21 protein-coding genes are annotated in these 18,054 nt (G+C 71.8%); 8 read left to right on the top strand and 13 right to left on the bottom strand.

Going from position 1 to position 18,054, the window contains the following annotated elements; genetic code table 11:
- Together AB0C69_RS05575 and AB0C69_RS05570 are read left to right on the top strand one after the other, a co-directional pair.
- Positions 1–577: alpha/beta hydrolase (locus tag AB0C69_RS05575; protein ID WP_360350154.1), on the top strand; the 577-nt coding region annotated here is incomplete at its 5' end.
- A 30-nt stretch (positions 578–607) separates the two neighbouring features.
- Positions 608–1,396 (top strand): SDR family NAD(P)-dependent oxidoreductase, encoded by a 789-nt coding sequence (locus AB0C69_RS05570; protein WP_360350151.1) that lies wholly within the window; start codon positions 608–610, stop codon positions 1,394–1,396.
- Between the two features lie 10 nt (positions 1,397–1,406).
- Here the strand turns inward: AB0C69_RS05570 and AB0C69_RS05565 are convergent, their stop codons facing one another.
- Complete coding sequence (locus tag AB0C69_RS05565; protein ID WP_360350148.1) at positions 1,407–1,790, bottom strand: nuclear transport factor 2 family protein; 384 nt, start codon at positions 1,788–1,790, stop codon at positions 1,407–1,409.
- 87 nt (positions 1,791–1,877) lie between these two features.
- Here AB0C69_RS05565 and AB0C69_RS05560 point away from each other — a divergent pair, with 87 nt between their 5' ends.
- Both AB0C69_RS05560 and AB0C69_RS05555 read left to right on the top strand, forming a co-directional pair.
- Positions 1,878–2,342 carry a MarR family transcriptional regulator gene (locus AB0C69_RS05560; RefSeq protein ID WP_360350146.1) on the top strand — a complete coding sequence of 155 codons (465 nt, stop codon included), beginning with the start codon at positions 1,878–1,880 and terminating at the stop codon, positions 2,340–2,342.
- Between the two features lie 59 nt (positions 2,343–2,401).
- Positions 2,402–2,914, top strand: coding sequence for a GNAT family protein (locus AB0C69_RS05555; RefSeq protein ID WP_360350144.1), 513 nt, complete (start codon positions 2,402–2,404; stop codon positions 2,912–2,914).
- Between the two features lie 129 nt (positions 2,915–3,043).
- Here the strand turns inward: AB0C69_RS05555 and phoA are convergent, their stop codons facing one another.
- The 5 genes from phoA to AB0C69_RS05530 all read right to left on the bottom strand — a co-directional run bounded on the left by phoA (position 3,044) and on the right by AB0C69_RS05530 (position 8,656).
- Positions 3,044–4,402 carry an alkaline phosphatase gene (gene phoA / locus AB0C69_RS05550; protein ID WP_360350142.1) on the bottom strand — a complete coding sequence of 453 codons (1,359 nt, stop codon included), beginning with the start codon at positions 4,400–4,402 and terminating at the stop codon, positions 3,044–3,046.
- Positions 4,403–4,566: 164 nt separating this feature from the next.
- Complete coding sequence (locus AB0C69_RS05545; RefSeq protein ID WP_360350139.1) at positions 4,567–5,415, bottom strand: hypothetical protein; 849 nt, start codon at positions 5,413–5,415, stop codon at positions 4,567–4,569.
- Positions 5,412–5,915 (bottom strand): SigE family RNA polymerase sigma factor, encoded by a 504-nt coding sequence (locus tag AB0C69_RS05540; protein ID WP_345178740.1) that lies wholly within the window; start codon positions 5,913–5,915, stop codon positions 5,412–5,414. Before AB0C69_RS05540 ends, AB0C69_RS05545 begins: the two co-directional genes overlap by 4 nt.
- Before the next feature lie 77 nt (positions 5,916–5,992).
- Entirely contained in the window at positions 5,993–7,594 is a 1,602-nt protein-coding gene (locus AB0C69_RS05535; protein ID WP_360350136.1) for a serine/threonine-protein kinase, read from the bottom strand.
- 156 nt (positions 7,595–7,750) lie between these two features.
- The gene (locus tag AB0C69_RS05530; protein ID WP_360350133.1) at positions 7,751–8,656 is read right to left on the bottom strand and encodes a LysR substrate-binding domain-containing protein; all 906 of its coding nucleotides are present in this window, start codon (positions 8,654–8,656) and stop codon (positions 7,751–7,753) included.
- A gap of 213 nt (positions 8,657–8,869) precedes the next feature.
- On the opposite strand from AB0C69_RS05530, the gene AB0C69_RS05525 reads away from it, so the two are divergent.
- Positions 8,870–9,142 carry a hypothetical protein gene (locus tag AB0C69_RS05525; RefSeq protein ID WP_360350130.1) on the top strand — a complete coding sequence of 91 codons (273 nt, stop codon included), beginning with the start codon at positions 8,870–8,872 and terminating at the stop codon, positions 9,140–9,142.
- 74 nt (positions 9,143–9,216) lie between these two features.
- Here AB0C69_RS05525 and AB0C69_RS05520 read toward each other — a convergent pair whose 3' ends face one another.
- Positions 9,217–9,609: a nuclear transport factor 2 family protein gene (locus AB0C69_RS05520; RefSeq protein ID WP_345178728.1), complete on the bottom strand. Its 393-nt coding sequence runs from the start codon at positions 9,607–9,609 to the stop codon at positions 9,217–9,219.
- Positions 9,610–9,727: 118 nt separating this feature from the next.
- Here AB0C69_RS05520 and AB0C69_RS05515 point away from each other — a divergent pair, with 118 nt between their 5' ends.
- Positions 9,728–10,300 carry a helix-turn-helix transcriptional regulator gene (locus tag AB0C69_RS05515; RefSeq protein WP_353833971.1) on the top strand — a complete coding sequence of 191 codons (573 nt, stop codon included), beginning with the start codon at positions 9,728–9,730 and terminating at the stop codon, positions 10,298–10,300.
- 36 nt (positions 10,301–10,336) lie between these two features.
- On the opposite strand, the gene AB0C69_RS05510 is transcribed toward AB0C69_RS05515, so the two are convergent.
- Positions 10,337–10,738 carry a MerR family transcriptional regulator gene (locus AB0C69_RS05510; protein WP_360350125.1) on the bottom strand — a complete coding sequence of 134 codons (402 nt, stop codon included), beginning with the start codon at positions 10,736–10,738 and terminating at the stop codon, positions 10,337–10,339.
- 49 nt (positions 10,739–10,787) lie between these two features.
- On the opposite strand from AB0C69_RS05510, the gene AB0C69_RS05505 reads away from it, so the two are divergent.
- The gene (locus tag AB0C69_RS05505) at positions 10,788–11,669 is read left to right on the top strand and encodes an NAD(P)-binding domain-containing protein (protein ID WP_360350122.1); all 882 of its coding nucleotides are present in this window, start codon (positions 10,788–10,790) and stop codon (positions 11,667–11,669) included.
- A gap of 71 nt (positions 11,670–11,740) precedes the next feature.
- Here AB0C69_RS05505 and AB0C69_RS05500 read toward each other — a convergent pair whose 3' ends face one another.
- From AB0C69_RS05500 to dnaB, 3 genes are all read right to left on the bottom strand, one after another.
- Positions 11,741–12,133, bottom strand: coding sequence for an NUDIX domain-containing protein (locus tag AB0C69_RS05500; RefSeq protein WP_360350119.1), 393 nt, complete (start codon positions 12,131–12,133; stop codon positions 11,741–11,743).
- A gap of 136 nt (positions 12,134–12,269) precedes the next feature.
- Complete coding sequence (locus AB0C69_RS05495) at positions 12,270–12,605, bottom strand: hypothetical protein (protein ID WP_360350116.1); 336 nt, start codon at positions 12,603–12,605, stop codon at positions 12,270–12,272.
- A gap of 97 nt (positions 12,606–12,702) precedes the next feature.
- The gene (dnaB, locus tag AB0C69_RS05490) at positions 12,703–15,321 is read right to left on the bottom strand and encodes a replicative DNA helicase (protein WP_360350113.1); all 2,619 of its coding nucleotides are present in this window, start codon (positions 15,319–15,321) and stop codon (positions 12,703–12,705) included.
- Positions 15,322–15,658: 337 nt separating this feature from the next.
- Between dnaB and AB0C69_RS05485 the strand changes: the two genes are divergently transcribed.
- Positions 15,659–16,984, top strand: a complete 1,326-nt coding sequence (locus AB0C69_RS05485) for an MATE family efflux transporter (RefSeq protein WP_360350110.1) — start codon at positions 15,659–15,661, stop codon at positions 16,982–16,984.
- 25 nt (positions 16,985–17,009) lie between these two features.
- Here the strand turns inward: AB0C69_RS05485 and AB0C69_RS05480 are convergent, their stop codons facing one another.
- Together AB0C69_RS05480 and AB0C69_RS05475 are read right to left on the bottom strand one after the other, a co-directional pair.
- Positions 17,010–17,753 carry a hypothetical protein gene (locus tag AB0C69_RS05480; RefSeq protein ID WP_360350107.1) on the bottom strand — a complete coding sequence of 248 codons (744 nt, stop codon included), beginning with the start codon at positions 17,751–17,753 and terminating at the stop codon, positions 17,010–17,012.
- An 8-nt stretch (positions 17,754–17,761) separates the two neighbouring features.
- On the bottom strand, positions 17,762–17,917 hold the full coding sequence (locus tag AB0C69_RS05475) for a hypothetical protein (RefSeq protein ID WP_345178709.1): 156 nt from the start codon (positions 17,915–17,917) through the stop codon (positions 17,762–17,764).
- Between the last annotated feature and the right edge of the window lie 137 nt (positions 17,918–18,054).

Here is an 18,054-nt window from a genome sequence, read left to right as displayed (position 1 = left end):
CATCGAGGGGCTCGGCGCGGAGGTCAACGCCGTGATCGAGGAGGCCGGCACGGGCCCCGCCGACGTGGTCGGGTTCTCGCTCGGCGCCCCGACCGCCGTCGCGGCCGCGGCGCTGCGACCGGACCTCGTCCGGCGGCTGGCGCCCGTCGCGGGCCTGTCCCACGCGGGCGACGAGTACGTCCGGCAGCATATGGCCCTCTGGTCGAGCCTCGCCGGCAGCCCCGAGAGCTTCGGACGGTTCGCGACGCTCACCGCGTTCAGCCGCGCGTTCCTCAACCGGATCGGGCACGACGCGGTCGAGCAGCAGCACGCGTTCATGGAGCTGAACGACGACCGGCTTCGGCAGATCGACCTGGTCGCGCGGCTCGACATCCGGCCGCTGCTGCCCCGGGTCGCGGCGCCCACCCTGGTCATCGGGGCGACCCGCGACCAGACGATCCCCGTCGAGAACCACCGGGAGCTGTCCGCGGGCATCAGCGGCAGCGAGTACGCCGAGCTCGACACCGGCCACGTGGCGATGGCAGAGCGGCCCGACGAGTTCGTCAAGCTCGTCCGGGACTTCCTCGACCGTCCCTGACCGCCGCGCGCGCCGGGCACCATGGAGAACATGCGTCCCATCGATCAGCAGACCATCCTCATCACGGGTGCGACCGACGGGCTCGGTCGCGCCCTGGCCGCCGAACTGGCCGCCGAGGGCGCCACGATCCTCGTCCACGGACGGGACGACCGGCGCGGCGAGGCGACCCTCCAGGAGATCGGCGGCAAGGCCTCCTGGTACCGCGCCGACCTGTCCTCGCTCGCCGAGACCCGCGCGCTCGCCGAGGCCGTCCGCGCCGACCACCCGCGCCTGGACGTCCTGGTCAACAACGCGGGCATCGGCGTCGACGGCCCCCGGCGGGAGAGCGCGGACGGCCACGAGCTGACGTTCCAGGTGAACTACCTGTCCGGCTACCTGCTCACCCGGCTCCTGCTGCCCACCCTGACCGCCTCCGCGCCCGCCCGGATCGTCAACGTCAGCAGCCTCGGCCAGCAGGCCATCGACTTCGACGACGTGATGATCACTCGCGGGTACAGCGTGACGCGGGCGTACTGCCAGAGCAAGCTCGCCCAGATCCTGTTCACGATCGACCTCGCCGCCGAGCTGGCCGGGACGGGCGTCACCGCGAACGCCCTGCACCCGGCCACCTACATGCCGACCAAGATGGTGTCCTCGCCGATCAGCACTCTGGAGGAGGGCGTCCGCGCGACCCACCGCCTCGTCACCGACCCCGCCCTGGACGCCGTGTCCGGCCGCTTCTTCGACGGGCTCCAGGAGGCTCGCGCGAACGCCCAGGCCTACGACTCCGACGCCCGCGCCCGCCTGAAGGCCCTCTCCGACGAGCTCACGTCTCCCTGAGCCGGCGGTCTCAGACGTTCGCGGCCTCCCAGATCGGACGGACCTCGACCCGCATGATGCGCCATCCGTCCGCCGTCCGGGCGGCGCGCAACTCGTAGCGCTCGCCCAGCAGGCGCAGGCCGTCGTCCCGAGCGAAGACCACCAGCAGGTTCGCGCCGATCGCGGCCTGGTCGCCGTCCACGTCGATCAGGGGGTTGGTGATGAAGTGCTGCGTCGGCACCGTGTGGTTCCGGCGCGCCTGCGCGACGACGGCTTCGAGCCCCTTCGCGACGCCGCCCAGCGTGCGGGCCTCGACGTCCTCGGTGAAGACGGTCCGCCCGTCGCCGGGGCTCTTGTCGTCCAGCCACGCTCCCAGGCGGCTGACGAGGGTGGCGAGTTCGGCACGGTCGTCCATGATTCCCCATTCATTGGCACTACCAACATTGGCACCGCCAACATTAGATGATCGTTGGCCCCACCAACAAGCCCCTACACTGTCCGCATGACGACGTCCGACGACCGGACGCCCACGCGGCTCCGGCACACCCCGAGCTGGCTGATCAACCTGGCGTCCGCGCACAGCCACCGCCTGCTCGCCGAGGGATTCGCCGCGGCCGGCGCCCGCGGCTACCACTACCGGCTGCTCGCCGCCCTCGACGAGTACGGCCCGTCCAGCCAGGCCGACCTCGGCCGCCGCTCGGGCATCGACCGCAGCGACGTGGTCGCCGCCCTGAACGAGCTGGCCGCCAAGAACCTCGTCGACCGCTCCCCCGACCCGTCCGACCGGCGACGCAACGTCATCACGCTCACCCCCGAGGGCTCCCGCCACCTGGCGGACCTCGACGAGGTCCTCGGCCGCATCCAGGACGACCTGCTCGCCCCCCTGGCACCGGACGAGCGCGCCCGCCTCACCGACCTGCTGCTCCGCGTCGTCGACCACCATGCGGAGAACCGCCGCCCCGGTTAATCGCTGGTGGTCGTCGGGCCGGCCCCCTAAGGTGATCGCCCCCGACCGAGGAGCCGCCCATGCCCCCCGCCGTCCGCTTCGCCGAACTGCCGCCCGCCGCGATGAAGGCCCTGCTGGACGACGACCTGGAGGGCGCCGGCGCGGTCGCCGGGATCCCCCTCACCGGCTACTTCACCACCGGCGACGCGAAGTTCCTGTGGCGCTTCCGCCTCGCCCAACTCGACCGCGACCCGTCCCACGCCCCCTGGATCGTCCGGGCCGCCGTCGCCGAGCCGGAGGGCGTGGTCGTCGGCCACGCGGGCTTCCACGGCGCCCCGGACGAGAACGGGACCGTCGAGATCGCCTACTCCGTCGACCCCGCCCACCGCCGCAAGGGCTACGCCCGCGCGATGCTCGCCGCCCTCCTCGAACGCGCCGCCGCCGAACCGTCCGTCACCACCGTCCGCGCCACGATCAGCCCCGACAACGAAGCGTCCCTGGCCACCATCGCCGGCCAAGGCTTCACCCACGTAGGCGAGCAATGGGACGAAGAAGACGGCCGAGAACTCATCTACGAACGCCCCGCCCGCTGACGGCGTACGACCGGCCTTCTCTCATCACGGCGACGCGCGGCGGGGTTATTGGAAGGGGAGAGGCCGGTCACGTGGGGGGTGACCGGCCTCGGGTGGGGTGAACGTGGGGGGTGCGCTGGTTCCGGTTGGCTACCGGATGTCGAGGGCGCGGGTGAGGGTGCGGAACAGGTCGGTCTGGTCGGTCACGCCGAGGACGCCGGCGGCCTGCGGGCCCTTCGCGGCGATCCGGACCTGGGTGCCGGTGTGCTCCTGGGACTGCCCCGGGGTGTTGGTCGCGTAGTTCATCTTCATGGGGGCGCCGTCGGCGGTGATCAGCGTGGCGGTCTGGCCCGGGCTCTGCGCCTCCAGCGGGATGATCTGGCTGGTGTGGCCGTGGTCGGCGGTCACGACCACCAGGGTGTCGGGGTGCCGGCGCGCGTAGTCGAGCGAGGCTTGCACCGCCTTGTCGAACTCGGCCGTCTCACCGATCTGGCCGCAGGGGTCGGCGGAGTGGTCGCGCTTGTCGATGGAGGCGCCCTCGATCTGCAGGAAGAAGCCCTTGCGGCTGTGCCTGGTCTGCGCGTCCAGCAGACCGATGGCCTTGGACGCCATGGTCGACAGGTGCGGGCCGCCGAAGGAGCCGTTCGGCGTGCACCTGGCCGGGTCGGTGCCGCCGACCTTGGCCGCCGGACCGGTCCACTCCTGCGGCATGTTGCCGTCGGCGAACAGCCCCAGCAGCCTGCCGCCGGGCTTGGCCGCGTTCAGCCCGGCCTCGTCGGTGACGACGGTGTACCCGGCGGCCTTGGCCTGGTCGATCACGGTCCTGCCGGCGAAGGGCCCCGCCTTCACCGTCTGCGCGAAGCGGGCCCTCCCGCCGCCCAGGTAGAGGTCGGCGCCCGTCTGCACCTGCTGCTCGGCGATCGAGCCGGGCCCGCCGTTGGCCTTGTCCTGCGCGGGGCACTTGGCCATGTCGGCCGGGCCCTGGCAGCCGCGGTCCGCCACGTGCGCGGCCAGCACCGCCGGGGTGGCGTCGCCGAGTTCGGCCGTGGACACGTCGCCGGTGCGCAGTCCGGCCCTCCTGGCCAGTTCCAGGACGGTCGGGACCGGCTTGCCGTCCGGCGTGACCGAGATGGCCCCGTTGTAGGTCTTGTGACCCGTCGCCCAGCCGGTGCCGCTGGCCGCGGAGTCGGTCACGTAGTCGATCTGGCGCGGGTCGCTCCTGGTGACCGAGTACGTGGTGTAAGCGCCGGTCAGCGGCAGCGTGTCCAGGGCGAGCCGTCCGGCGGCGCCCTTGACGTAGTTGCGGGCAGCGGTGATCTCCGAGTCGCCCATGCCGTCACCGATCAACAGGATGACGTTGCGCGCCTTGCCGCCCTGCACCGCCCGCCGGACCTCCTGGGTCCGGTCGCCGCCGGACGCGTCCGCGAGCCCCGGACCGAGCGCGGCGGCCACCGCCCCGGTGGTGAGCACGACCGCGGCCGTCCGCCGTATCTTCGCAGCCGGAATCATAGGGTTGGCCTCCTGGCCCTCGTGGGTGACGAACAGGGACAGGGCACCAGGCCCAGGTGAGGCCGAGGCCTCGCCGATCACGACGGGCGGCTGAACAGTCGGCGAACGGTGGTGCGCCCCGGTCGCCGGCCCCGAGCCGCGCGCATCGGGGCCGGCGTCGTCCGCTACAGGGACGGGCGCGTCACGTTCACCGGCGTCCCGTAGTCGGAGAACTCGGTGACGGAGGTGAAGCGGACGGGGTCCCGGTCGGCGATCTCCGGGGTCGCGGTCGTGATGACCGTGGTCTGCACGATCTTCTGGATCTTGCGCGTCGCGATCCCGATCGTCACCGTGCCCGTGATCCGCGTCCCGGCGGGCGATCCCTCGGCGGGACGGGCCGCGTGGGAGAACGCGTAGGTCTGCACCGCGGTCGTCCCGCTGCCGGACCGGCCCTGGGGCGTCAGCGTCCCGAACGTGGCCAGCATCCGCAGCATCCGCCCGGGATCGGCGGTCAGCTCCTGCGGGCCGGTGGTGCCGCGCGTCAGCCCGTTCAGCCCGTGGTCGAGCTTGCGCCATCTCTTGCCGCGCAGCACATAGCGGTCGTCGCCGATGAAACGCTGTTCCATCGGCACCGATCCGGGGCCGCGCAGGTAGCCGCGCCGGTGGGGGGCGTCGAAGGCGCCCTGATAGGTCTCCACCGTTTCGCGGCGACCGCGCGAGCTCAGCGTCCAGGTCAGTTTCACGTGGAACGTCGTGCCCGCCGTCGCCTCGGTGGCCGCGGCCAGGGTGACGTCGCCGCCGCGTCCGGGGGTGATCACTCGATCACCGTCGCCGCCGCCGGAGACGAGGTTCCCGCCGAGGGTGGCGGCGGCCGCGACCAGCGCGATCGCGCCGGTGCCGAGGGCGCCGGCGGCCGTGCGGCGCCTGCGCCTGGCGCGCCGGCCGCGGTGCACCACGGCCTCGATCGGCGCACTGGGGATCGGGTGCCCGCCGGCCGCCGACCGCAGCATCCGGGTCAGCTGCTCATCGCTCATCGTGTGATCTCCTCGGTCTGCGGAAGGGCGAGCGTCGAACGGAGCCGTTTCATCGCCCGGGAGTGCTGGCTCTTGACGGTGCCGACGGAGCATCCGAGAAGGCCGGCGGTCGCCGCCTCCGTCATGTCGGCGTAGTGCCGCAGCACGACGACGGCGCGCTGCTGGCGGGGCAGGGCGAGCAGCGCCCGACGCAGCTCGTCGTCCGGTTCCCGCGGGGAGTCCGAGCGCGCGTCGAGGCGTTCGGGGGCCTCGGTCAGCAACTCGCGCCGTCTGCGCCGCCACCAGCTGACGTTGCCGTTGACCAGCATCCGTTTCAGGTAGGCGTCCGGATCGCCGTCGGCCACCCGGCGCCACCGCACGTACAGCTTCACCAGGCAGTCCTGGAGGAGCTCTTCGGCGCGGTGGGGGTCGCCGGTCAGCAGCGTGGCCAGGCCGTAATGGCGTTTCCACGCCGCGGCCGCGAACGTGGCGTACGCGGCTTCCTGCGTCGGTTCACTCACGCCCATTGAACGCCGCAGCGAGCCCGGATGGTTGGCAGGAAAGACCCGGCAAATGGCGGATGGTCTGTCTGCGCGGGTCAGGGGCCGATGCGGGGGCTCCAGCGCGGTCCCGCGTGCTTGACGAGGGCCGCGATGAGGGCGGCGTGCTGCTGCTCGTTCATGGGGCCGAGAACGCAGATGGGTCTGCGTTCGCTCTGGTCTTCCTCCAGGTCGGGGATCACCACATCACGGGCGATCCATCCGGCGGGGCGGAACCGGCTGGAGTTCGGGTCCGTGTCGCGGAAGCGGACGCGGAGGGTGTCGCAGCGGTGAGTCCGGCCCGCTGCCGTGCGTTCCAGCGACACCGTCTGGATCTCGTCCCAGGGAAAGACGCGCTGTCCGGCGGGGCCCGTGGAGGGGGTGGCGCATCGCGGGTCCCAGGTGGCGATGCCGCGCGGCCCGACGTGGAGGGACCATGGACGCCGGTGAGGCAGCCCACGGGAATGGCGGAGCCAGGCCGGAGTGATGAAGGCGAGACGAACCCCGTACACCAGGGCGGACACGCCGCAGAGGAACGCCGGCCACATGGCGATGAGAGCCGCGAAGCCCACCGGATCGCTCGTCGAGTCGTCCCCCCAGCGCGCTCCCAGCCAAACGACCGGCAGCGCGACGACGACGATCGCCCCTACAGCGCTCCAGCGAACGACCAGGGGTTTTCTGAGCGTTTCCGTGTAGGTGGAGGGAGCCTCCTGTCCGGACCAAGTGATCTCGAACGGTTCCCCGGCGTCCGGCGCGACGTTCCGCATCGGCGGCGTCGACGGGCCCTGCCCGCCAGCCTCCGCGCGTGCTTCACCATGGTCCGGAACGGTCGCGAACCGCGCCCGGCTCAGGCGTTCGTGAACGGCCCGCGCGCTGCGGGGACGCCGGTCCGGGGCGCGTTGCAGGAGATCCGACACCAGATCGGCGAGGTGCGGCGGGACGTCGGGCCGCAGGACGTTCAGCCGGGGCGCCTCGCCGTCGGTCTTGCGCCGGATGACGGAGAGGTCGTTGGCGCCGGTGAACGGCGGCTCGCCGGCCAGCAGCGCGAACAGGACGCTGCCCAGGGCGTAGAGGTCGGAGCGTTCGTCGCCGCGCTGGTCGAGGAACTGCTCCGGCGCACCGTAGGAGGCCGTGCCCGCGGGCGCGAGCATGGCGGTCGGGGCGACGGTGTAGGTGTGGGCGTGGGAGAAGCCCGCGATCCCGAAGTCGACCACCTTGACGCGGCCGTCGGAAGTGAGCATCACGTTCGACGGTTTGATGTCGTAGTGGACGACCTTCGCGCCGTGCGCCGCGATCAGGGCCTCGCAGATCGCCTGCGCGATGTCGAGCGCCCGCCCCGGCTCCATGGGGCGTCCGGCGCGCATGTGCGCGGCGAGGGTGGCGCCCTCCACCCTCTCCATCACCATGAACCGCAGGCCGTCGTGCACGCCGCGGTCGTAGAGGGCGACGACGTTGGGATGGTTGATCTGCGCGGCGGCCACCGCCTCCCGCTCGAAGCGGCGCAGCAGGTCCGGCGGGGTGTCGGCGCCGTCGAGGAGGAACTTCACGGCGACGTCCCGGTGCAGGTCGCGGTCGCGTCCCGCCCAAACCTCACCCATTCCGCCGCGCCCGAGGCGCTCGACCAGCTCGTACCTGCCCGCGATCAGCGTGCCGCGATCCACCCGCCGCCCCTCACGTGCGCGCCTCCGTCATCCTGATCATTGTCACGCGGCTTCCACATCATGCAGACGATTATGTTCCTTTGATCGGGCGGCACGCTCGCCGTCTATGGGGTTAGAACGCCGCCAGGTCGGGGCGCCCATCTGCCTCGCATCACGTCACCGTGCGTTCTCGTCGCCGGGCAAGAGGCGGCGGTGGGCCATGGCGAGGAAGGCGCGACCCGCTGGGCTGGCGTGATGGGGCCGGGCGGCGAGCACGATCCGGCGTTCCAGCGACGGACGGGCCAGCGGAACCCGGGCGAGAGCGGGCGGCCCCTGGAGCGCGGATTCGGGGAGGACGGCGACGCCGATCCGCTGGAGGACGAGCTGCCGGACGAGGGTGAGGTCGCGGGTCTCGGCGACGACGTTCGGGACGAAACCGAAGCGGGCGCAGGCGGCCTCGATGTTGGTGCGGAGCTTGCTCGTGCGGGGCGCGGTGACGAGGGGTTCGTCCCGCAGGTCGTCGAGGGTGAGCGAGTCCCGCGCGGCGAGGGGGTGGTCGGGATGCAGGGCGACCACGACGTCCTCCCGGGCGATCACGTGCGGGGTCATCTCGGCGGCGAGCGGGGTGTCGGCCGGGCCCTGGCCGACGATGGCCGCGTCGAGCTCCCCGGTGGCCAGGGCGGCGATCAGGCCGTCGGTCTCGTCCTCGCGGAGGGTGAGGCGGATCCGCGGATGGCGGCGGTGAAAGGCGCCCAGCAGCGCGAGCACCCCCTGGTCGGGCAGCGGTTGGACCAGACCGACCGCGAGGCTCCCGGTGAGCAGCCCGGACAGCGCGGCGATCGACTCCTTCGCGTTGGCGGCCTCGGCGAGCATGGCGCGGGCATGGGGCAGCAGCGCCTCCCCCGCGGCCGTCAGGGCGACGGAGCGCCGATCGCGCCGGAACAGAGGCTCGCCGACCTCGGCCTCCAGGCGGCGGATCTGCTGGCTGACCGCGGGCTGCGCCACCTGGACGCGCTCGGCCGCGCGGGTGAAGTGGCGTTCCTCGGCGACGGCGACGAAGTATCCGAGCTGCCGGAGTTCCATAAACAAACGCTATTACGAAAAGCGCAAACCTGTCTTGGACTTATCATGCCGGGCCGCCTTAGCGTCGAACCGTCGAACCGAACGGAACGTGGGAGGCCTGACCATGGGCAAGCTGGTGGTGCCGGAGTTCATGACCCCGAACGGCGTGATCGAGGCGCCGGAGACGAGCGGCGACATCCTGGCCAACGGCGGCGGGCAGCGGTGAGCGCCCCGATGCGGGTCAGGCTCGCGATGACCCTCGTGGCGTGGCTGGCGGCGTTCGCCGTGGTGATGGCGCTGCTCGCGGTCTTCGGCGACCTGCTCGCCGCGCTGCCGATGGCCGCCCGCGCGGCGGTCATCAGCGGGGTGCTCGTCACGGTCATGGTGAACGTGGTCATGCCGCGGCTCTCCACCGTGATCACCCGATGGGCCGGCGCCCCGCGCCCGGGACCGGCTCCAACGGGCACGGCGACCGGGCACGCCGACCAGGACACCGTCCATCTGTGAGCTCCGGAGGCGACCAGGGCGGCGGCCTCGGGCCCCACGGGCCGGGCCCGCCGCCCGCCGGTGTCGGGAGGCGGTCAGGAGCCGAGGAGCTCGCGCTCGATCTGCTCGAACTGCGCGCCCATCGCCTCGGCCAGCGCGGTGGCCCCCGACAGCGGGCGCACCATGACCGTCAGCTCGTCGATCAGGCCGTCCTCGTCGATGTGGAGGAAGTCGCACCCGTGCACCTCGCGGCCGTTCACGGTCGCCTGGAAGACGAGCGCGTGGTCGCGGCCGTCCGCGCCGACGATCTCCCGCACGTAGCGGATGTCCTCGAACACCCGCGCCGCGGCCCGCACGATCGCCGCCGTGATCGCCTTGCCGTGGTACGGCTTGAAGACGACCGGGCTGGTGAACACCGCGTCGTCGGCCAGCAGCCCCGCGATCGCCGCCGTGTCCCCGGCCTCCACCGCCCGCCTGAACGGATGCATGCCACACCCCCGAGATATCCAACTTGTTGAATAGGTGCAAATTACACTAGCCGGGAGGTCGGAGGCCGTCCACCAGGCGGCGGCGTGGCGACGATCACGGGCCGCTACGCTCGGAACCATGTCGTTGCGGAACGCGGTCCTGGCGACCCTTCTGGAGGGCGAGGCGTCCGGGTACGACCTGTCCAAAAGCTTCGACGCCGGCGTGGCCAACTTCTGGATGGCCACACCCCAGCAGCTCTACCGGGAGCTGGACAAGATGGCCGCCGACGGGCTGATCCAGGCGCGCGTCGTCCAGCAGGAGCGCCGTCCCAACAAGCGCCTGTTCTCCCTCACCGAGGCGGGCCGCCGCGCCCTGCACGAGTTCACCGCCCGGCCCCCGCGCCCCGGCGCGATGCGCGAGGAACTGATGGTGCAGGTCCAGGCGGTGGACGCGGGGGACGTCGAGGCCGTGATGGCCGCCCTCCGCGAGCGCCGGGCCTGGGCCGAATCCAAGATCGCCCGGTTCGAGCGGCTCCAGGCCCGCTTCCTGAACGGCCGCACCGAAGAGGACTACCTGGCCACCGCCGACCGGATCGGCCCCTACCTCACCCTCAGGCGCGGCCTCGCGTTCGAGCGCGAGAACCTCCGCTGGTGCGAGGAGACCCTGACCATCCTCGACCGCCGCACCGCCGGCCACCCCCTGAAGGGCTGACCGCCTCTTCGGCGGCGGCACGGCGTCCCGCCCGTCTCAGGCGGGAAGGGGCTCCACGCAGGCGAAGGCCGGCGGGCTCCCGCCGTCCGTCCGCTCAGCGGCGTCGATGTACCCGGCGAGGGCGTCCCGGGACCGGGCGAGCCTCTCCATCTGATCGTCCAGCCGCCGCAGCCGTGTCCGCATCGCGGCCAGCAGCTCGGGGCATCCGAGGAGGTCCGGGGCCTCCCCGGCCGCGCAGGGCAGCAGGTACGCGATGTCCTCGGAGGACAGACCGGCGCCGAGCAGGTGCCTGATCTGCCTCACCCGCACGACCGCCACGTCGCCGTACTCGCGGTAACCGTTCGCGCCGCGATCCGCCTCCAGCAGGCCCTGCGCCTCGTAATAGCGCAGCTGGTGGGCCTTGACGCCCGTTCGACGGCTCAACTCCCCGATCCGCATCGCATCCCCACTTGACCTTCACACCGGTATCAACGTTAACGATGCTGCCATGGACGACAACAGCGACATCCCCGTAACGGTCCTCGGACTCGGCCTGATGGGCCAGGCACTGGCCGGCGCGTTCCTGAAGGCCGGGCATCCCGTGACCGTGTGGAACCGCACGGCATCCAAGGCCGACCCGCTGGTGGCCGCGGGCGCGCGGCCGGCGCCGACGGCCGGCGACGCGCTCAGGAGCGGTCCGCTGGCGATCATCTGCCTCACCGACTACCCGGCCGTGCGGGAGGTGCTCGACGCGAGCGAGCCGGACGGCACGACGCTGGTCAACCTCACCTCCGGCAGCTCGGCGCAGGCACGGGAAGCCGCCCGGTGGGCCGAGCGGCGCGGCGCCCGCTACCTGGACGGCGCCATCATGGCCGTCCCGCCGGCGATCGGCACCGCCGAGGCGGTGATCCTGCACAGCGGGCCGCGACGGGACTTCGAGGAGCACGAGTCGACGCTCGGCGCGCTCGGCACCATCACCCACCTCGGCGAGGACCCCGGACTGGCGTCCCTCTACGACGTGGCGGGCCTGGCCATGATGTGGAGCATCCTGAACGCCTGGCTCCAGGGCACCGCCCTGCTCGGGACGGCCGGTGTCGACGCCGCGACCTATGCGCCGTTCGCGCAGCAGATCGCCGGCGTGGTGGCCGGATGGCTGCCGGGATACGCCGAGCAGATCGACCGCGGCTCCTACCCGGCCGAGGTCTCGGCCCTGGAGACCGACGCGCGGGCGATGGCGCACCTCGTCGAGGAGAGCGAGGCGGCGGGCGTCGACGCCGCGCTGCCGAAGCTGTTCAAGGCGATGGCCGACCGCGCGATCGCCGCCGGGCACGGAGCGGAGCAGTACCCGGTCCTGATCGACGAGTTCCGCAACCCCGCCACCCCGGAATGACCGCGTCGCGAGAGCGCGCCCGGGGCAGGCGCGAAAGGCCTGCCGGTGCCGCGTGACGTTCCGGTCTGGGCCTAGTCCGCCGCGCCGCCGAGCAGCCCCGAGGCTCGGAGTTGCTGGAGAGCTTCGGTGACGAACGGCGGCACCCGCAGACCCGCCAGACCGGAGAGCGAATAGAACTCCAGCTTCACGCCCTCCGTCAGCGGGAGCGTCGCGGGATCCCCATGCCAGAACCCGGTGAAGAACACCACACGATCACCGTCAGGCCCCGGGGGAGAGTCCAGCCGTTGGGTCAGGGGGAGGCTGAGGCCCGTCTCCTCGCGAAGCTCCCTCGCCATCGCTTCCGCCGGGGTCTCGTCCGGTTCGGCCAGGCCGCTGGGCAGCGACCAGTACCCGGGCCATGCGATGCCGGGGAGATCGTCCCGCAGATGCATCAGGACCCGCCCGAGGCGATCGGTGAGGATCACCGCCACTCCGAACGGCTCGTCCTGAGGCACAGATCCGACCAACCGACGCCCCCGTCCACGGAGAACTTCCGGCGATGCCAGAACGCACCGCGCTCACAACTCCAGGAGGTATACCCACGCAGAACCGGTGCTCGTGTCACCACTCTCGCCACTCGTCCGTGAGCTCGGCGGGGTCGATGCCCCGCCGCCGCGCCAGCGCCTCGACGTCGATTCCGGCGTGAGTGAGCACGTCGTCGATGTACTCGCAGAGTTCTTCGCGGTCGACGGTGTCGATGTCGTGGTCGTCGGTGCCGTCGATCTGGTTCAGCGCGACGACCACGTGTTCGACGGCGGCCATGACGGCCTGGTCAGAGGCGACGCCCAGGGCCGTCACCTCGGCTTCGAAAGCGAGCAGCGCCGTGTCGACCCGCTCCAGGAACACTTCGGGAAAGGTGCCGAGCCGCCACCAGCCCTCGGTAGGACGGGTGATCATGCGGGAACCGTAGCGAGCACCTCGGACGTCCGGGCCGTCAGAGCCGGGCACGCCCCGATGACGCGTCTTCGATGAGGCAGGCCCGCGCCGCGGGAGGTTACTGGGCCATGTCGACGAAGCGGCTGTAGTGGCCCTGGAAGGCGACCGTCACGGTGGCGGTCGGGCCGTTGCGGTGCTTGGCGACGATCAGGTCGGCCTCGCCGGCGCGCGGCGACTCCTTCTCGTAGGCGTCCTCCCGGTGCAGCAGGATCACCATGTCCGCGTCCTGCTCGATGCTGCCCGATTCGCGGAGGTCGGACACCATGGGCTTCTTGTCGGTTCGCTGCTCGGGGCCTCGGTTGAGCTGGGAGAGCGCGATGACCGGGACGCCCAGTTCCTTGGCGAGGAGCTTCAGCGAGCGGGAGAACTCCGAGACCTCGACCTGGCGGCTCTCGACGCGCTTGCCGGACGTCATCAGCTGCAGGTAGTCGATGATCACGAGGCGCAGGTCGTGCTGCTGCTTCAGGCGGCGGCACTTCGCGCGGATCTCCATCATCGACATGTTCGGGGAGTCGTCGATGAACAGCGGCGCCTCGGCGACCTCGCTCATGCGCCGGGCGAGGCGGGTCCAGTCCTCGTCCTGCATGGTGCCGGACCGCATCGCGTGCAGCGCCACCCGCGCCTCCGCGGACAGCAGGCGCATCGTGATCTCGTTGCGGCCCATTTCCAGGCTGAAGAACGCCGAGGTCAGCCCGTGCTTGATGGACGCGGCGCGGGCGAAGTCGAGGGCGAGCGTCGAGTTGTGCGTCGGAACGCAGGAACGGCCCGCCAGGTACAGGTGGTCGTCGTTGTCGACCTGGACGCACCGGACGGGCACGCTCTCGACGGGCCGGACGTCCACGATGTGCCGCACGGGCGTGCGGACCGCCGCACGCTGCCGGGACGCCTTGCGCGGCAGCCGGAAAACCGTCTCGGCAGGGACGAGGCCGATCTGCCAGAGGTCTTCTCCGGCGGGGTCGGCGGCCAGGGCGGCATCGTGACCGAGGCTGAGGAGGAGCTCGCGGATGTCAGCCGCGAGGCGCGCGGACGGGACGGCGACGTCGACGCGGCCGTCGAGGGAGAGGTGCCCGCAGACGTCGAGCAGCCCGGCCAGGAGCGCCCGGCGCTGATCGGCGGAAGCCCGCAGATACCGGGAGGGGATGTGCTTGCCGTCGAGCAGGCCGAGCGAGGCGAGCCCCTCGCGTAGGCCGGGCAGAAGGTGGCACCCGAAAACGGCCTCTGCGGCGACCTCCTGGCCGGTGGCCGCGATCTGGGTGATGACCGCGCCGTCCAGGCAGGTGACGCGGGCCGCGTCATCGTCACCGGCGCCGAGCCACGCACCGAGGACGTAGGGGTCGAGCGGCAGGTCGGCCTCGGGGAGGTCGAACGCGGCGGCGAACTCCACCGCGCGGCGAGCGCCTCCGTTCAGGGCCGCGAAGATCTGCTCGGTGGTCTCGATCCGGGGCGCGGTCACGTGCGGCGAGGCGGTGGCGGGGCCTTCCGTAGCGCCGGCCGGTGAGCCCCAGGGCGTTCCGCCGCTGATGCCGGTCGCCGAGGATCGGCGGTTGGCGGCGTGCACGAGCTCGGCGTGGCGGGCGCCGGGTTGCTGCGCCGTAGCGGGGCGTGCTTCGGCGGTCGGGCGGTGTGCGCACGGCCCTCCGCCCATGCCCGCGGTCGCGCGGACGCGGGCGCTCCCCTGACCTGCGAGAGGGACGCGGCAGGCGGCGTCGGCGACGGTGGGAACGGAGTGCCGGGCCTCACCCGCGATCGGACGCCGGCCGGGAAGGGAGGAGGCGTCTCGGGAGGCGCCGGTCTCGGTGGTGCGCCACTGGTGCTGGGCGTCGGCGACGATGACCTCGCCGTCGGAGAACTCGATCTCGTAGCAGGGGCGGCCGTGCATCACCTCGGTCGCCGCGACCACGCGGGTCGGTCTCCCGTCGGCTCCGATCAGGTGGTCGCCGGGTTCGACCTCGCCCATCGTCGTCCAGCCGGCCGGGGTCGGGAGCGGCGTGGCGACGTGCAGCGCCTTGCCCATGGCGGGCCGCGCGGCGACGACGATCATCTGGCCGGGATGCAGGCCGTTGGTGAGGGCGTCGAGGTCGGCGAAGCCGGTGGGGCAGCCGACCATCTGGCCGCCGCGGCTGCCGATCGCCTCGATCTCGTCGAGGGCGCCGGGCATGATCTCGCTCAGCGCGACGTAGTCCTCGCCGGCGCGCTTCTCGGCGATGGCGAAGACCTCGGCCTGGGCCCGGTCGAGGACCTCGTCGGCGTCGGCGCCGTCGGCGGCGTAGCCCATCTGGACGATGCGGGTGCCCGCCTCGACCAGGCGGCGCAGGACCGCGCGCTCGTGGACGATCTTGGCGTAGTACCCGGCGTTGGCCGCGGTGGGCACCAGGGAGATCAGGGTGTGCAGGTAGGGGGCGCCGCCGATGCGGCCGATCTCGCCGTTCTTGGTGAGCTCGCCGGCGACGGTGACGGCGTCGGCGGGGTCGCCCCGGCCGTAGAGGTCGAGGATGACGTCGTAGATGATCTGGTGGGCGGGCCGGTAGAAGTCGGGGGTGCGCAGCATCTCCACGACCTCGGCGATGGCGTCCTGGGAGAGCAACATGCCGCCGAGCACGCCCTGCTCGGCCGAGATGTCGTGCGGGGGGGTGCGCTCGAACTCATGCTCCTGCGGCCCGATATCCGCAACGCTCACCGCCACACCCCCTTCGTCCTGGCCCGCCGGCGCCCCGTCCGCCCATCGCCGACCGTTCATCCCACGTCTACCTGTCGCGTCGGACATTCTCGCGAGGGCGCGCCCCCGCGGGCAAAGCGTCCTGTGGACAAGCCTGTGGACGACCTGTGCAGACACGCGGTACAGGTTGTGCACGACCTGTGGACAACTCTGTGGATTCTCCGGGGACGACACCCAGATCCGGGTGCTGAGCTGGGATAACCTCGTCCACCGGGTGTGCGGGAAAGAAAGTGCCCCGCCGGACGCCTTGTAAGGCTTCTATTTCATATGAGAGTTACACCCTGGTAGCCTCGGCGCGATGACGACCCCCCGGCGGCTCGCGAGCGCGCACGACCGCGAGATCCTGCGCCTCGCCGTGCCGGCCTTCGGTGCGCTCGTCGCCGAACCCCTCTTCCTGCTGTCGGACTCGGCCATCGTCGGGCATCTCGGCACAGCGCAGCTGGGCGGGCTCGGGGTCGCCGGGCAGGCCCTCAACACGCTCGTCTACCTCTGCGTCTTCCTCGCCTACGGGACGACCGCCGGGGTGGCCCGCCAGGTCGGCGCGGGAGACCTGCCGGGAGCGATCAGGCAGGGCATCGACGGCATGTGGCTCGCGGTCGCGATCGGGGCGGTGCTGATCGCGGCGGGCTGGCCGCTGATCCCCTGGATCGTGGACGCGTTCGGAGCGTCCCCGGGCGTGGCGCCCTATGCCGTGACGTACCTGCGGGTGAGCCTGTTCGGGATCCCGTCGATGCTGGTCGTGCTGGCCGGGACCGGTGTGCTGCGCGGCCTCCAGGACACGCGCACGCCCCTCCTCGTGTCGATCGGCGGCTTCTCGCTGAACCTGCTGCTCAACGTGGTGTTCGTCATCGTGCTGGGGTGGGGGATCGCCGGATCCGCGTGGGGCACCGTCCTCGCGCAGACCGGCAGTGCCGTCGTCTACGTGGCCGTGGTGCTGCGGGCGGCCCGGCGTCACGGCGCCTCGTTCCGCCCCGACTGGGCCGGGTTGCGGACGTCCGCCACGACCGGTTTCGGATTGCTGGTTCGGACGGCCGCCCTGCGCGTGGTCCTCATCGTCGGGACGTCGATCGCGGCGCGCATGGGCGACCCGGAGATCGCCGCGTACCAGGTCGGGTTCCAGGTGTGGACGCTGCTGGCGTTCGCGCTGGACGCCATCGCGATCGCCGGGCAGGCCATCACCGGGCGCTATCTGGGCGCGTCCGACACCGCCGCCACTCGGGCCGTCATGCGGCGGATGGTGTGGTGGGGCGTCGGCTGCGGCGTCGTGTTCGGCCTGGCCGTGCTCGTGGTCCGGCCGTGGCTGCCCGCCCTGTTCACCGCCGACGGCGACGTCCGGAACCTCCTGCTCGCCTCACTGCTCCTCGTGGCGGCGCTGCAGCCGATCGCCGGGGTGGTGTTCGTTCTGGACGGCATCCTGATCGGGGCGGGCGACGGCGCCTACCTCGCCGTGACGACGCTCGTCGCCACGGCCGTCTTCCTGCCCGCCGCCCTCGTCGCCCACCGTGCGGACGCGGGCCTGGTCGGCCTCTGGACCGCGATCGGCCTCTGGATGCTGACTCGGATGATCACGCTGAGCCTGCGGGCCCGCGGCGACCGCTGGATGGTCACCGGCGCCGCCCGCTGACCCCGGCGAGGGGCCCTCATGAAGGTCAGGCGGGCACCGAGGAGACGGGCGGCGGGGAGGCGGAGGCGGTCGAAGCCTTGATGTCCGGCACGGGACTGTCGAGCATCGGCAGCTTGACCGACGCGATGTTCCTGGGCGCGCCGCACAGGACGAGGGAGCGCTCCTCCCACTGGTCCACCAGGGCCTTGGTGAACTCGTCCCCCTTCAGCCGCTCGTACACCGGCTTCGTCACGCCGATGTGCCAGGGCGCGACCGCCTTCGTGATGGAGAAGACCAGGTTGACGGTGTCGCCGGTCAGTTCCTCGGTGTACCGCTTCCCGTCCGACCGGGGGACGGCGATCACGGAACCGTCGGAGATGGCGCTGGACACGGCGAACCCCGTGGCCCGGCTGGGCGGCTGTCCCGTGCCGGCGTACTGGACTTCATGCTCGGCCTCCCTGAGCAGTTCCCAGCACTGGGGCACCAGGTCTTCCCATGCCACCGCGTGAGCCTCCTGCGCGGTCTTGAGCGCGCGGAGAGCCCGTTCGCGGGGGGTCCCCCGGTAGGCGACCAGGAGGCAGTCGCCCTGCCACGCATAGATGTCACCACCGAGGGACTTGGCGATCGGCTCCACCTTCGACCAGAAGCTCCGGGCCAGGACTCCGGCGCGCCTGGGGTTGTGCGGCCCCAGTTCGTACACGATCCGGCTGAAGCCTCGGATGTCCACCAACAGGAACGCCGCTTCGAACTCCGACGCTTCGAGATCTGCCTCTCCGGGCCTGGTGCTCACGTCTCCTCCTACTCCGCCTGGACCTGAGCCGCTCTCTTGCCCTCGGCGGGAGCGATCAGGTGCTGGGCCACGCTCGTCGCGATGAACACGGCCCCGATGGTCACCAGTGCGATGACCTTGACCTTCGACAGTGTGGGGACGTTCAGGAGTCCCCCGATCTGCATGTTCCCCCCTACGAGACCGATGGCGATGCACACCGCTCCAACGACGTCCAGCGACATGGTGGCTACCTTCCTTCCGGGTCGCTACACCCTGAAGGTAAAACATCCACATTCATTTGTGAAGCTCTCCACACATACAA

It is taken from the genome of Actinomadura sp. NPDC048032 (assembly GCF_040653175.1).
GTDB lineage: Bacteria > Actinomycetota > Actinomycetes > Streptosporangiales > Streptosporangiaceae > Spirillospora > Spirillospora verrucosospora.
Note: the sequence above shows the minus strand (reverse complement) of the source record. Positions and strands in the feature narration are given on the sequence as shown.

Excerpts from the sequence above, each read along its gene's own strand:
- AB0C69_RS05570 (WP_360350151.1), top strand. The coding sequence starts at position 608 with ATGCGTCCCATCGATCAGCAGACCATCCTCATCACGGGTGCGACCGAC.
- AB0C69_RS05565 (WP_360350148.1), bottom strand. The coding sequence starts at position 1,790 with ATGGACGACCGTGCCGAACTCGCCACCCTCGTCAGCCGCCTGGGAGCG.
- AB0C69_RS05560 (WP_360350146.1), top strand. The coding sequence starts at position 1,878 with ATGACGACGTCCGACGACCGGACGCCCACGCGGCTCCGGCACACCCCG.
- AB0C69_RS05555 (WP_360350144.1), top strand. The coding sequence starts at position 2,402 with ATGCCCCCCGCCGTCCGCTTCGCCGAACTGCCGCCCGCCGCGATGAAG.
- phoA (WP_360350142.1), bottom strand. The coding sequence starts at position 4,402 with ATGATTCCGGCTGCGAAGATACGGCGGACGGCCGCGGTCGTGCTCACC.
- AB0C69_RS05545 (WP_360350139.1), bottom strand. The coding sequence starts at position 5,415 with ATGAGCGATGAGCAGCTGACCCGGATGCTGCGGTCGGCGGCCGGCGGG.
- AB0C69_RS05530 (WP_360350133.1), bottom strand. The coding sequence starts at position 8,656 with ATGGAACTCCGGCAGCTCGGATACTTCGTCGCCGTCGCCGAGGAACGC.
- AB0C69_RS05525 (WP_360350130.1), top strand. The coding sequence starts at position 8,870 with ATGCGGGTCAGGCTCGCGATGACCCTCGTGGCGTGGCTGGCGGCGTTC.
- AB0C69_RS05520 (WP_345178728.1), bottom strand. The coding sequence starts at position 9,609 with ATGCATCCGTTCAGGCGGGCGGTGGAGGCCGGGGACACGGCGGCGATC.
- AB0C69_RS05515 (WP_353833971.1), top strand. The coding sequence starts at position 9,728 with ATGTCGTTGCGGAACGCGGTCCTGGCGACCCTTCTGGAGGGCGAGGCG.
- AB0C69_RS05510 (WP_360350125.1), bottom strand. The coding sequence starts at position 10,738 with ATGCGGATCGGGGAGTTGAGCCGTCGAACGGGCGTCAAGGCCCACCAG.
- AB0C69_RS05505 (WP_360350122.1), top strand. The coding sequence starts at position 10,788 with ATGGACGACAACAGCGACATCCCCGTAACGGTCCTCGGACTCGGCCTG.
- AB0C69_RS05495 (WP_360350116.1), bottom strand. The coding sequence starts at position 12,605 with ATGATCACCCGTCCTACCGAGGGCTGGTGGCGGCTCGGCACCTTTCCC.
- AB0C69_RS05485 (WP_360350110.1), top strand. The coding sequence starts at position 15,659 with ATGACGACCCCCCGGCGGCTCGCGAGCGCGCACGACCGCGAGATCCTG.
- AB0C69_RS05475 (WP_345178709.1), bottom strand. The coding sequence starts at position 17,917 with ATGCAGATCGGGGGACTCCTGAACGTCCCCACACTGTCGAAGGTCAAG.